Source organism: Polymorphobacter fuscus (genome assembly GCF_011927825.1).
Taxonomy (GTDB): domain Bacteria; phylum Pseudomonadota; class Alphaproteobacteria; order Sphingomonadales; family Sphingomonadaceae; genus Sandarakinorhabdus; species Sandarakinorhabdus fusca.
The window spans coordinates 2,292,077-2,304,477 of sequence record NZ_JAATJI010000001.1 but is presented as its reverse complement, the minus strand read 5'-3'; the positions used below and the strand labels follow the sequence as shown (position 1 = coordinate 2,304,477).

General features: G+C 67.2%; 10 protein-coding genes. 3 read left to right on the top strand and 7 right to left on the bottom strand.

Annotated elements, in window-relative coordinates:
• Window positions 1-40: 40 nt before the first annotated feature.
• Window positions 41-721 carry a hypothetical protein gene (locus GGQ62_RS16095; RefSeq protein WP_207791812.1) on the top strand — a complete coding sequence of 227 codons (681 nt, stop codon included), beginning with the start codon at window positions 41-43 and terminating at the stop codon, window positions 719-721.
• A 64-nt stretch (window positions 722-785) separates the two neighbouring features.
• Window positions 786-1,751: an alpha/beta fold hydrolase gene (locus tag GGQ62_RS10950; protein WP_167649586.1), complete on the top strand. Its 966-nt coding sequence runs from the start codon at window positions 786-788 to the stop codon at window positions 1,749-1,751.
• Window positions 1,752-1,800: 49 nt separating this feature from the next.
• Here the strand turns inward: GGQ62_RS10950 and crtI are convergent, their stop codons facing one another.
• Together crtI and GGQ62_RS10940 are read right to left on the bottom strand one after the other, a co-directional pair.
• Window positions 1,801-3,438, bottom strand: a complete 1,638-nt coding sequence (crtI, locus tag GGQ62_RS10945; RefSeq protein WP_152577289.1) for a phytoene desaturase family protein — start codon at window positions 3,436-3,438, stop codon at window positions 1,801-1,803.
• A gap of 210 nt (window positions 3,439-3,648) precedes the next feature.
• Window positions 3,649-5,382, bottom strand: coding sequence for a class I adenylate-forming enzyme family protein (locus GGQ62_RS10940; RefSeq protein WP_152577290.1), 1,734 nt, complete (start codon window positions 5,380-5,382; stop codon window positions 3,649-3,651).
• A 153-nt stretch (window positions 5,383-5,535) separates the two neighbouring features.
• Here GGQ62_RS10940 and GGQ62_RS10935 point away from each other — a divergent pair, with 153 nt between their 5' ends.
• The gene (locus tag GGQ62_RS10935; RefSeq protein ID WP_152577291.1) at window positions 5,536-6,996 is read left to right on the top strand and encodes a coniferyl aldehyde dehydrogenase; all 1,461 of its coding nucleotides are present in this window, start codon (window positions 5,536-5,538) and stop codon (window positions 6,994-6,996) included.
• A gap of 10 nt (window positions 6,997-7,006) precedes the next feature.
• On the opposite strand, the gene GGQ62_RS10930 is transcribed toward GGQ62_RS10935, so the two are convergent.
• The 5 genes from GGQ62_RS10930 to zwf form a co-directional block, all read right to left on the bottom strand.
• Window positions 7,007-8,038, bottom strand: a complete 1,032-nt coding sequence (locus GGQ62_RS10930; RefSeq protein WP_152577292.1) for an SO2930 family diheme c-type cytochrome — start codon at window positions 8,036-8,038, stop codon at window positions 7,007-7,009.
• Entirely contained in the window at window positions 8,035-9,267 is a 1,233-nt protein-coding gene (locus GGQ62_RS10925) for a parallel beta-helix domain-containing protein (protein WP_152577293.1), read from the bottom strand. The genes GGQ62_RS10930 and GGQ62_RS10925 overlap by 4 nt, the downstream gene beginning before the upstream one ends.
• Window positions 9,268-9,338: 71 nt before the next feature.
• Window positions 9,339-9,953, bottom strand: a complete 615-nt coding sequence (eda, locus tag GGQ62_RS10920) for a bifunctional 4-hydroxy-2-oxoglutarate aldolase/2-dehydro-3-deoxy-phosphogluconate aldolase (protein WP_152577294.1) — start codon at window positions 9,951-9,953, stop codon at window positions 9,339-9,341.
• Window positions 9,950-10,942, bottom strand: a complete 993-nt coding sequence (gene glk, locus GGQ62_RS10915; RefSeq protein ID WP_152577295.1) for a glucokinase — start codon at window positions 10,940-10,942, stop codon at window positions 9,950-9,952. Before glk ends, eda begins: the two co-directional genes overlap by 4 nt.
• The gene (gene zwf, locus GGQ62_RS10910) at window positions 10,935-12,383 is read right to left on the bottom strand and encodes a glucose-6-phosphate dehydrogenase (protein WP_152577296.1); all 1,449 of its coding nucleotides are present in this window, start codon (window positions 12,381-12,383) and stop codon (window positions 10,935-10,937) included. The genes glk and zwf overlap by 8 nt, the downstream gene beginning before the upstream one ends.
• Window positions 12,384-12,401 lie beyond the last annotated feature (18 nt).

Genomic DNA, 12,401 nt, shown 5'->3' with positions numbered 1-12,401 from the left:
TCCTCTATCCCCGCAGGCCCGTTTCCGAAGGATCCCGCCCTTGCGCAGTTTCGATTTCAGTTCGTGGGGCGGCATCCTCAACACCTTGCTCGGGCTGGCGCTGATCACGCTGATCGGCGTCGGCGTGCGCCTGCTGATCATGACGACGATCCAGCAGCGGCGCGAACGGATGAACCGCCAGATCAACGAGCGGCTGCGCACGCTGATCGCTGCCTACAAGGTGCTGGGCGGGTCGTTCACCGGCCAGCTGCTCGTCGACCCGACGCATCTGGGCGATCTGCGACGCCAGGACCCCGCTGTCGCCGCGCCCGCCGGGTCGGACCGCGCCCGCCGTATCCGCGACGCGGTCGAGGCGGCGCTGTCGGATATCATTCTGCTCGGGACCGAGGAGCAGGTGCGCCTCGCTGCCGGCGCCGCCGAGGCTCTCGTCGCCGGGCGGCCGGTGCCGACCCACGATCTGGTCGTGTCGCTGCGCAATTTCATCCGCACCGCGCTCGACCTCGATGCCATTCCGCCGACGCTGACGATGCCGCCGCAGGGCCCGGCGCGGCCGGGCGGCAGCGGCGCACGCGGCAGGGGCGATGGTGCCGGTGCCGGTGGCGGCCGGGGCGGCGGCGGCGGCGGCGGGGGTGGCGAAGGTAGCGGCGGTGGCATGGGCATGGGCATGGGGATGGGATTGGGCGGCGGTATGGGGCCGGGCCCGCGCGGCACGGCCGACTGAGGGCGCGGGGAACGGAACCGCCGTCACCCTTGCCGGGTTAGGGCAGCTTCAGAGGAGCACGCCCATGACCAGCGGACCCATCGGCAAAGGCCGCGCCATTCTGGGCTGGTCGGCGGCCGCCGCCGCGGCCCTCGGCGCCGCCACCCTGTTCAATCGCGCCGCCGCCCGGCGTGCCGAAGCACGCTATCCGCCCATCGGCCGCATCCTCGATGTCGGCGGCGTCGCGGTGCATGTCGTCGACACCGGCTATGTCGCCGGCGGCGAGACCATCGTGCTCATCCACGGCAATGGCTCGCTGTTGCAGGATTTCCTGGTCAGCGGCGTCGTCGACCGGCTGCGCACCCGCCACCGTGTCATCCTGTTCGACCGGCCGGGCTATGGCTATACCGCCCGCCCCGACGACCGCGAATGGACCGCGGAAGCCCAGGCCAGGCTGTTCGTCGCCGCCTGCGGCCAGCTCGGCGTGCTGCGCCCGGTCGTTGTCGGGCACAGCTGGGGAACGCTGGTGGCGCTGGCCTGGGCGCTCGACCATGTCGGTCGCGTATCCCGGCTCGTGCTGCTGTCGGGCTATTACTACCCGACCATGCGCCCCGATTCGGCGATGCTCAACATCGCCATCCTGCCGGGGGCCCGGCAGGTGTTTGCCAATGCCGTGGCGCCGCTGCAGACGCGCATCACCGGCGCCGGCGGCATCCGCATGGTGTTCTCGCCGTCCGAAACGCCCGATCGCTTCATGGATGAGATCCCGTTCGAGTTGATGCTGCGCCCGACGCAGATGGCGGCCTCGGCGCTCGACGGTGCCCAGATGCCGGCCAACGTCGCCCGGCTGGCGCCGCGTTATCGCGAACTCCGGCTGCCGATCGGCATTGCCTGGGGCGATGGCGACAAGCTGGTCGACCATCGCACCCATTCGGAGCGTCTGGCGCGCGAGTTCGGGGCGCCGACGCTGGTGCTGGCCGACGCCGGCCACATGATCCAGCATATCGACCCGGAAGCGATTGCGGCCTTCATCGAAAAGCCGCGGGCCTAGGCCCGGTCACCGCAATTTCGCTCGTCCCGAGCGAATTCTGGACAGGCAGCTACGCCGCCGCCGGTAGCCGCACCGGCACGCCGTTGACGATGCGCGGGTCGATGGCGAAGTCGCGGGCGATTTCGCGCACGGTCATCTTGGCCGACATCATTACCGATGGCGTGCCGCCGCCCGGCTGCGTGCTCTGGCCGACAAGGTAGAGGTTGCTGATGTCCTCGCTGCGGTTGTGCGGGCGGAAGAACGCCGTCTGGGTCAGCACCGGTTCGACGCCGAAGCCGTTGCCGACATAGGAACCGAGCGTCTGTTCGAAATAATCGGGCGTCACATAGCTGTGGTAGACCAGCCGTTCCTTGAGGTTCGGGATATAGCCCCGCGCCTCCAAAAGGGTCAGTACCTTGTCCTTGAAGCCTTCGCCGATCTGGCTCCAGTCGAGATCGGCCAGCTTGTTGGGGACCGGGATCAGCGTATAGGCGGCGTGATGGCCTTCGGGCGCCAGGCCCGGTTCGGTCAGGGTCGGGATATGGAGATACTGGGAAAAATCGGGGCCCAGGATCTTGCGTTCGAAAATATCGGTCAGCAGTTCCTCGTAGCGCGGCCCGAAGATGATGTTGTGGTGCTGCAAATCGGGATCGCCGGCCTGTTTGCGATAGCCGAAATAGATGACCATCAGCGACATCGACTGTTTGCGGAACTTGACCAGCGCATCGCGATTGATCGGGCGATGTTTCTTGTCGATCATCTTCATGTAGGTCGTCGCATAATCGGCGTTCGACACCACCACATCGGCGGCGATGGTTTCGCCCGAAGCCAGAGTCACACCCGTCGCAACGCGCTTGCCATCGCGCTTTTCGACGTTGATGCGGGTGACGTCGGCCCCCAGCCTGATGGTGCCGCCCATTTCCTCATATTTCTTGACGAACGCCGAGATCAGCGCGCCGGTGCCGCCGCGGGCGAAATGGATGCCCCAGGTCTTTTCGACGAAGTGGATCATGGCATAGATCGCCGGCACCTTCATCGGGTTGCCGCCGACGAGCAGCGGTTCGAAACTGAACACGCGGCGCATCTTGTCCGACTTGAAATATTTCTTGATCAGCGAGAACAGCGGCTGGACGGCACCAAGCTTCAACAGATCGGGGACGACGCCGAGCATCTGGCCGACACTGCCGAAATAGGTATAGCCGAGTTCGAGAAAGCCGCGGTTGAAGATCTGGCGCGCCTGTTCGTGGAACGCCTCATAGCCCTCCAGATCCTCGGGCGCGAGGCGGGCGATCTGTTCGCGCACCCGCACCGGGTCGGCGTCGTAATCGAAGAAGGTGCCGTCGTCGAAATAGATGCGGTAAAAAGGCAGGATCGGGATGATCTCGACATAGCGGCTGGTGTTGGGGCCACCGCTGATGCCGCTGGTGATACGCTTGTCATCGCCCAGCACATCGGCCGGGAAATCGGGTTCCCCCAGCATCGCATGGTCCTGTTCGAGGCTGAACAGTTCCTCGATGAAGTGCGGCACGGTAAGGACCGTCGGCCCCATGTCGAAGGTGAAGCCTTCGGCCCGGCGCACATAGGCGCGGCCGCCCGGCGCATCGAGCTTTTCGAGCAGGTGCGTCTGGAACCCCAAGCTCTGCAGCCGCATCGCGCAAGCGATCCCGCCGATTCCGGATCCGATGACGATGGCGGTCTTGCGTTGCATGATGTGGCGTCACTCCCTGCCGCCCCGGCTAGGCGTTTCGTCCCGCGAGTTCAAAGCCAAAAACTGTCGCAGGTAGTTTCCCGTATCGGCAGCCGGGCGCCGCTGCCGCACAAGGCCGCGTTCTGCCAGCGTCGCGGGCGGCCAGCGCAGCGACTCGCCACCAACAGGGGCCGTGCTCGATGCCGGTGGCGCCGGTGGAACACCTTGATGTCAGACGCCCATCAGCTTTTTCAGCTCGGTTTTCAGGATCTTGCCATTGGCGTTGCGGACCAGCGGCTCGTGGCTGAAGGTCACCGCCACCGGCACCTTGAACGCCGCCAGCCGCGCCGCGACAAAACTGCGCAGCTCATCCTCGTTGGCCGACATGCCTGCCTTCAACGTCACAAAGGCCACCGGTTCTTCTCCCAGGGTCCGGTGCGGCCGGCCGACCAGCGCCGCGTCCATGATGGCAGGGTGTTCGTACAGCGCGTTCTCCACCTCCACGCAATAGATGTTCTCGCCGCCGCGGATCAGCATGTCCTTGGCGCGGTCGATGATGAAGCAGAAGCCTTCCTCGTCCACCCGCGCCAGGTCACCGGTGCGCACCCAGCCGTCGATGAACGTTGCGGCCGTCGCCTCGGGCTTGTTCCAATAACCCTTCACCACATTGGGACCGAAGCCATAGAGTTCCCCGACCGTGCCGGGTGGCAGCACATTGCCGTCGGGGTCGCGCACCTGCAGGTCGCAGACCGCGCACGCCGGGCCGCAGCTTTCCGGCCGCAGCTCGTAATCCTCCCCGACATGGCTGGTGAAAGTGGCGCTGGTCTCGGTCATCCCCCAGCCGTTGCCGGGCATCGCCTTGGGAAAGACCTTCTTGATCTGCCGCACCAGTTCGGGCGCCGACGGGGCACCGCCATAGGAGACGGTTTCCAGGCTCGACAGGTCGAAACGGGCACGCTCGGGGTGTTCGATGATCTGCCAGGCGATCGTCGGTACGCCGCCGCAGCCGGTGACGCGCTCCTTCTCGATCAGCGCCATCGCTTCCAGCACGTCCCATTTGCGCATCAGCACCAGCTTGGCGCCGCCGAACAGCGACGGCGTCAGCACCGCATGGCAGCCGGTGGCATGGAAGAACGGCACGCTGAGCAGGGTCGCCTTCTGCGCAGCCTGCGGGTCGGGCACCGGCGGCGCGACGCCGCGGCGCAGATAGGCGCGGGTGGCGGCGAACCCCGACGCCATGATGTTGGAAACGATGTTGCGGTGCGTGCCGAGCGCCCCCTTGGGGCGGCCGGTGGTGCCGCTGGTGTAGAAGATCGTCGCATCGTCTTCGGGCGCCAGGTCGATGTCGGGCAACGCGCGGTCGGCGATGCTGCCCCAGCTGTTCGGCCGGCCGATGATCGATTCGAGCCAGACCTCGCGCGGGTCGCCCTGGGGCTCTTCCGTGGCGCGGGTCACATAGATGCGTTGCAGTTCGGGCAGGTCGGGCAGGTGCGAGGCGAGCCGCGCCAGCCGTTCATTGTCGCAGATCACCACCTTGGTGCCGCTGTCCGACAGGCCATATTCCAGTTCCGCCCCCGTCCACCAGGCGTTGAGCGGGGTCACGATGGCGCCGGTCAACGTCGCGCCGAAGAACGCCACCGGCCATTCGGGCAGGTTGCGCATGACGATGGCGACGCGGTCGCCCTTCTGCACGCCGTCGGCGATCAGCTGCGCCGCCAGCCGCAGCGCGGCGCGGGCAAAGCCTTCGAAGGTGACGCGTTCCTCCTCCAGCACCAGGAATACCTTGTCGCCATGCGCCCGCCCGGCAAGGAAGACGTCGCGCAGGGTCGGCGGCGCGTGCTTCCACGTCCGGGTCGGCCGGCCGCGGATGGTGACGGTCTCCATTTCCAGCAGCGATCCGGAGGCCGTCAACAGGGCATTGGCCTGGGCGATGCTCATCGCCGGAAATGTATCTGGCACGGTCATTGGCTGTTCCCCGGGACATGATCTTGTTTTGCTGCATCAAAGCGCAAAGCTTGCTGCGACGCCAGAGGCGAGGGATGGCCAATATGGTCAGCTTGGCGACTGCCGGGGCAGCGGCTAAGTTCGGCTCAAATTGCGCAAAAGGACATGCAGCACATGGCGACCACCGCCCCGACCGCAGCTTGGGATGCCAGAGACGCCGCCGCGATGCAGGGCATCCTGTCCCGGCAGCGGGCTGCTTTCACCGCCGAGCTGCCGGTCAGCGCCGCGACGCGCAAGGCGCGGCTGCAGCGCGCGCTCGCCGTGCTGCTCGACAACAAGGACCGGCTCGTCGCCGCCCTGTCGGAGGATTTCGGCCATCGCTCCAATGAAATGTCGCTGGTGACGGACATCATGGCGTCGGTGAAGCCGCTGAAGCACGCCATCAAGCACCTCGATGGCTGGATGAAGCCCGAAAATCGCCCGCTCGACTTCCCGATGAAGCTGCTCGGCGCCCGCGCCCGCGTCGAATTCCAGCCCAAGGGCGTCATCGGCATCATCTCGCCCTGGAATTTCCCGGTCAACCTGACGTTCGCGCCGCTCGCCGGGGTGCTGGCGGCGGGCAATCGCGCCATGATCAAGCCGAGCGAATTCACCCCCGTCACCTCCGAACTGATGAAGACGATGCTCGCCGGCGCCTTCGACGAGACCGAAATCGCCGTCATCACCGGCGGGTCGGAAGCCGGCAAGGCGTTCGCCGGGCTCGCCTTCGACCATCTGGTGTTCACCGGCGGCACCGGCATCGCGCGCCACGTCATGGCCGCGGCGGCGAAGAACCTGGTGCCGCTGACGCTGGAGCTTGGCGGCAAGTCGCCGACGATCATCAGCCGCTCGGCCGATATCGGTGTCGCCACCGAACGGATCGCCATGGGCAAGATGATGAATGCCGGGCAGATCTGCCTTGCCCCCGATTATCTGATCGTGCCGCAGGAGAGCGAAAGCGAAGTCATCGCCGGGCTGAAGGCCGCGACCGCGAAGATGTATCCGACGCTGCTTGCCAACCCCGATTACACCTCGGTGCTCGGCGCCCGCCACCGCGAGCGGCTGGAAGCACATGTCGAGGACGCGCGCGCCAAGGGCGCCACCATCGAGGTCGTCAACCCGGCCAACGAGGATTTCACGAAGCAGAACACCAACAAGATGCCGCTCCACATCATCCGCAACCCCACCGACGAGATGACGGTGATGCAGGAGGAGATTTTCGGGCCGCTGCTGCCGGTGCGCACCTATGCGACGGTCGACGGCGCCATCGACGAGGTCAACCGGCGCGACCGGCCGCTCGGACTTTACTGGTTCGGCCAGGACGCTGCCGAGCAGCGCCGCGTGCTCGACCGCACCATTTCCGGCGGCGTCACCGTCAACGACGTGATCTTCCACGTGTCTGCCGAGGAGCTTCCCTTCGGCGGCATCGGCAACGCCGGCATGGGGTCGTACCATGGCGCCGACGGGTTCAAGGAATTCAGCCACGCCAAATCGATCTACACTCAGCCCAAGCTCGACCTTGCGGGTCTGGCGGGGTTCAAGCCGCCCTATGGCGACAAGACGCGCAAGGCATTGGCGCGGGAGTTGAAGGCCTGAGCGACCCCGTTCATTTCAGTTCGGCGATATAGGCGCGGATCAGCGCCACGCCTTCCTTGTGCGCGACCGTTCTACCGAACTGGGGCATCATCACACCGGGTTCGTTCGATGCCATGCGGTGGAGGAGGATCGACGCATCGGGATTGCCCGATGCGATGGCGAAATCCAGTTCCCCCGACCCCCGCCCGGCGGCGACCGGCCGCTTGCCGATGCCCTGGTGGGCCGGATCAGGCTCGTCATGCTGCAGATACAGGCCGGAGTTCGAGGCGAAGCCGGCGCGGCTGTGGCAATGGCCGCAATTGACCTCCAGATAAGCGCGCGCCCGCGCCGCCACCGGCGCCGCGGCATCGTCCCAGCGCGCCAGCCGGGGCGGGGTCGTCGGCACGCCGGTCAGGCGGCCCGCCGCCGTCCATGCCATCAACTGGTTGGCGCCATGGCCGTCGAGGCCGCCGTTGAGGTTGCCCGCCGTCGGGCCGATCGGCGTCACGTCATTGCCCTGTTGGTGGCATTGCTTGCACTGGTTGGTGTTCGGCACGGCGTAATCGAGCTGCTGCGCCGCGCCCCGGGTATCGACGAACGCCACCGGGACGCGCGCGCCGGCGCGTTTCAGCACCGCCTCGGTCTGCGCGGCATTCCAGACATAGGACAGCGGCACCCAGCCGGTTGCGCGCCGCACCAGCAGCCGGGTTTCGATCAGCCGCAGCTTTGCGTTCGGCGCCCGAAAGTCCGCAGGATAGGCGAAGGTCTTGACGATCGCGGTGCCGACCGGAAACGTCAGTGCGCCATCGTCGGCATAGGCGGCGCTGGTGCCGGGCGGCATCCAGACATAACGGAATTTTTCGGCATAATCGCTGAACAGCGGTGTGTTGAGCGTATAGCGCGTCACCCCCGCCGCGGGGACCCGGCCACCGGTATCGGCAAACAGGCCATAGGCCGACAGCAGCGGCGCCGGATCATCGGCGAGCAGGCGCGCGCCATCCACTTGCGGCGCCGGCGCAGCGCCGAGCAGGAGCAGCGCGACCAGGCCCGCCGCCCGCGTCATCGGCCCTTCGCGCGCGCCTCCTGCGCCGCCGGCAGCACGATCGCCGCCGGTTCGCGCGCCGAAGCCATTGCCGGCATCATCGCCACTTCGGGCCGCGCCGTGTCGGGGCTGGCGCCCTGGGTCTTCAGGTTTAGGTTGAGCAACGGGCTGTCGCTGACTACGATGGCGCCGTCGGCTTTCACCGCAAGCCCGCCGCCCGGCACGGAAAAGGCCGTCACGCCATCCCACATCACCGCCGGCAGCGTGCCACCCACCGCCGCCGCGATCTGCGCCCCGCCGGGGAATTTCGGCGCTGCGCCATTGCCCGAATAGCTGTTGCCGCGCACGACAATGCTGCGCGGCAAGGGATTGTAATTCCTGTCCGTAAAGGCATTGCGATAGGCGACGAGCATGATCGCGTTGCCGCCATTGTCGGCGATGTCATTGTCGAAGATATGGACATTGCGATTGGCCATCACCATCACCCCGGTGCCGGGCGGAACGCTGGCAACGATATTGCCCCTGCCGGCGAAATTGGTGTGGTTGTTGGCGGTCACCTCGTTGTCGAACAGCCGGATCGAATGGCCGCCCTGTTGCGGCAGGTCGGGCAGGTCGAACACCAATATGCCGCCGGTGTTGCCGGTCGCGACATTGTGGTGGACATCCGCGTTGTAGCTGTTCTCGATCTCGATACCGGCGACATTGCCGGTGGCGTGGCTGTTGCGCACCACGATCTGCTGCGACTGGCCGACATAGATGCCCGCATCCGACGCGCCCTTGACGAAGACATTGTCGATCAGGACATGTTTCGACGACACCGGATAAACGCCATAGGCGCCGTTGCTCGCCTTGGGCCCGCCTGTCCATTCGACGCGCAGGTTGAGGAAGCTGATGCCGTCGCTGCCCTTCGACTTGATGCCGTTGCCCTTGGCATTTTCCACGGCAAGATCGCGGACGACGACATCGTTGCTGGTCACCAGCAGCCCTTCGCCCTCCCCCTTCTGCCCGCTGAAATCGAGGATTGTCTTCCCGGGCCCGGCGCCGGCCACCGTCACCCCGGCAACGTCGAGCGACAGCCCGCCTGCCAATGCATAGCGCCCCGCCGACAGCTGGAGCCGGTCCCCGGGCTTTGCCTCGATCAGCGCCGTCTGCAACCGTTCCTGCGCGTCGCCGCCCGGTGCGACGGTGATGGTGGCGGCAACCGCCGGACCGGACGCGACCACGGCGAGCAGAAAGGCGGATATGCGCATGATGGTCCCCAGGGCTTTTGCCGCAGTCTCCCGCGCCCGGGGCCGACGTTCAAGCCTTCATTTGGGGGGCATCAACCGCGCAGCCGTGCCGCCGCCCGCGCCCGTGCCTCGATCGCCGCCCAGTCGGTTTCGCCACGCGCCGCCAGCCAGCTGCCCCCGACGCAGCTGATGAACGGCCGCGCCAGCCAGTCCGGCGCCGTCGCTTCGGTGATGCCGCCGGTGGGGCAGAAGCGCACCTGGCCGAACACGGCGGCGAGCGCGGACAGGGTCGGCAGCCCGCCGCTGGCGACCGCCGGGAAGAATTTGAACCGCGTCAGCCCCAGATCGAGCCCGCGCATGATGTCGCCGGCATTGGCGATGCCGGGCAGGAACGGGACGCCGGAGTCGATGGCGGCGCGGCCGAGCGATTCGGTCAGCCCGGGCGAGACGATGAACTGCGCGCCGGCGGCGCGCGCTGCCTTCAGGTCGCCGGCGTTGAGCACGGTGCCGGCGCCGACGATGGCGCCGGGCACCCGCGCCATTTCGGCAATGACCTCCAGCGCAGCAGGCGTGCGCAGCGTCACCTCGAGCAGCGGCAGGCCGCCTGCGACCAGCGCTTCGGCGAGTGGCCCGGCATGGGCGGCATCATCGACGACGAGCACCGGGATGACCGGCGCGGTGTGCATCAGCTGGTCGATGGGAGTCATTGGGGGTTCCTTTGGGCAAAGGCCGCGGCGGCACCATAAAGGCCGGGCTGGGGATGGCTGACGAGCTTGACCGGCATGCGGTCCATCAGGGCGTGGAAGCGGCCCTTGGCGCGGAAACGCTCGGCAAAGCCCGATGCAGGCAGATGGTCGGCAATGCGGGCGCCGACGCCGCCGGCGATGACCACCGCCGCTGCCCCCTGCGCCAGGGCGATGTCACCGGCAAAACTGCCCAGCGCCAGGCAGAAGCGATCGAGCGCCGCCGCGGCCAGGCTGTCGCTACCGGCCAGCGCCGCCGTCCATAAAGCCTTGTCGTCGCCGGCAAGGATGGCGCGGCCTTCGATGGCAGCGAGGACTTCGTGGATGGCGGCGAGGCCGGGGCCGGAAACGATGCGTTCCGCCGACACGCGGACATGGCGGCGGCGCAAATGCGCCAATATCGCGTCCTCGATACTGTCGAGCGGGGCGAAATCGATATGGCCGCCTTCGGTGGCGATGACATGGTAGCTGCCGCCGATGCGATGCAGTTGCGCCACGCCCATGCCGGTTCCAGGACCGAGGATGGTGATGACACCGGTGTCGGGCAAAGCCGCGTCGGGGCCGCAGAGGTGGCGAAAGCCGCTGTCCGCGCCGGCCGGATCGAGCTGGGCGACGGCATGGGCGACGGCTTCGAAATCATTGACGAGGACATAGCGATCGACCCCCAGCTTTTCGGGGATCAGCGCCGGCCGGATGATCCAGGGGTTGTTGGTCATCTTGAGCACGTCGCCGCTGATCGGCGTGGCCAGCGCGATGGCGGCGGCGCGCGGCAATGGCCGGCCCAGCGTCGCCGCCCAGCTTTGCCAGGCGATCTGCAGGCTGGCATGGTCGGCGGCGCGCACCGTCGCTTCGGGCCCCAGCCGCAGCACGCGGCCGCCGGCAACCTCTGCAATGGCAAAGCGCGCATGGGTGCCGCCGATATCGGCGGCGACGATCTCGGTCGTCTCAGTCATGCCAGCTGACGCCGTCGCGCTCGGTCAGCCGGATCGCGCCGTTCGGACCCCAATTGCCGGCGGCATAGGGCGCCGGCGCCATGCCCTGCGCCGCCCAGCCGGCGCGAATGGCGTCGATCCAGGTCCATTGCGCCTCGACCTCGTCACGGCGGACGAACAGCGTCTGCTTGCCTTCGATCAGGTCGAGCAGCAGCCGTTCATAGGCAATCCGGCGGCGGACGTCGGCAAAGGCGTTGTTGATGCCGATGTCGAGCGGCACCGACCGCAGCTTCAGCCCGTCGCGATCCAGCCCCGGCGCCTTGGCCATCATCGTCAGGCCGATATTTTCATCGGGCTGCAGGCCGATGATCAGCATGTTGGGCTTCAACGGCGCATCGCCGAACATCGAATGCGGCACCGGCTTGAACTGGATGATGATCTCGCTGGTGCGTTCGGGCAGCCGCTTGCCGGTGCGCAGGTAGAAGGGCACCCCCTGCCAGCGCCAGTTGTCGACATGGGCCTTCAGCGCCACGAAGGTTTCGGTTCCCGATGACCGGCCGAGTTCCTCGGCATAGCCGCGCACCGGCTGGCCATCGACGGCGCCGGCGACATATTGGCCGCGGACGCTGTGCGATTCGACGGTGGCGCGATCGATGGGGCGCAGCGATCGCAGCACCTTGACCTTTTCATCGCGCACGCTGGTCGGGTCGAACCGCGCCGGCGGTTCCATCGCGACCAGCGCCAGCAATTGCAGCATGTGGTTCTGCACCATGTCGCGCAGCGCCCCCATGCCGTCGTAGTAATCGGCACGCGATTCGAGGCCCACCGTCTCGGCGATGCTGATCTGGACATGGTCGATGCCGCCGGCATTCCACAGCGGCTCGAACAGCGTGTTGCCGAAGCGCAGGGCAATGAGGTTCTGGACGGTTTCCTTGCCCAGATAATGGTCGATGCGGAAGGTCCGGTCCTCGGGATAGGCGGCGGCGACGGCATCGTTGATCTGTCGGCTGCTGGCCAGATCGGACCCCAGCGGCTTTTCCAGCGCCAGCCGCACCCCTGGCCCCGCCAGCCCGGCGCCGGACAGGCCGGCGATCGTCGGCCCGAACAGGCTGGGCGCCGTCGACAGGAAGATCGCGACATGCGCGGTGTCGCCGATTTCCTGCGCCAGCGCGGCAAAGCCTTCGGCCTTGCTGGCATCGAGCGGGACATAGGTGATGCGGTCCAGAAAGCGCGCCACCTGGTCGGGGTGGCGACGATCGGCATCGACCGTGGCGTCGAGCGCCGCTGCCGCCAGGGCGCGGAATTCGGCGGTATCGTGGACGGACCGCGCGGTGGCGATGATGCGCAGGCTGTCGGGCAGCAGGCCATCGGCATCGAGCCCGAACAGCGACGGCAGCAACATGCGTTTCGAAAGGTCGCCGGTTGCGCCGAAAAGCAGGAGATGCGTGCAGGGCTGGGTCATGCCCCCCTGTTTAGGTCG

Bases quoted from the DNA above. Each gene is read 5' to 3' on its own strand.
- zwf (WP_152577296.1), bottom strand. From the start codon at position 12,383: ATGACCCAGCCCTGCACGCATCTCCTGCTTTTCGGCGCAACCGGCGAC.
- GGQ62_RS10930 (WP_152577292.1), bottom strand. From the start codon at position 8,038: ATGACGCGGGCGGCGGGCCTGGTCGCGCTGCTCCTGCTCGGCGCTGCG.
- crtI (WP_152577289.1), bottom strand. From the start codon at position 3,438: ATGCAACGCAAGACCGCCATCGTCATCGGATCCGGAATCGGCGGGATC.
- eda (WP_152577294.1), bottom strand. From the start codon at position 9,953: ATGACTCCCATCGACCAGCTGATGCACACCGCGCCGGTCATCCCGGTG.
- GGQ62_RS10935 (WP_152577291.1), top strand. From the start codon at position 5,536: ATGGCGACCACCGCCCCGACCGCAGCTTGGGATGCCAGAGACGCCGCC.
- GGQ62_RS10925 (WP_152577293.1), bottom strand. From the start codon at position 9,267: ATGCGCATATCCGCCTTTCTGCTCGCCGTGGTCGCGTCCGGTCCGGCG.
- GGQ62_RS10940 (WP_152577290.1), bottom strand. From the start codon at position 5,382: ATGACCGTGCCAGATACATTTCCGGCGATGAGCATCGCCCAGGCCAAT.
- glk (WP_152577295.1), bottom strand. From the start codon at position 10,942: ATGACTGAGACGACCGAGATCGTCGCCGCCGATATCGGCGGCACCCAT.
- GGQ62_RS10950 (WP_167649586.1), top strand. From the start codon at position 786: ATGACCAGCGGACCCATCGGCAAAGGCCGCGCCATTCTGGGCTGGTCG.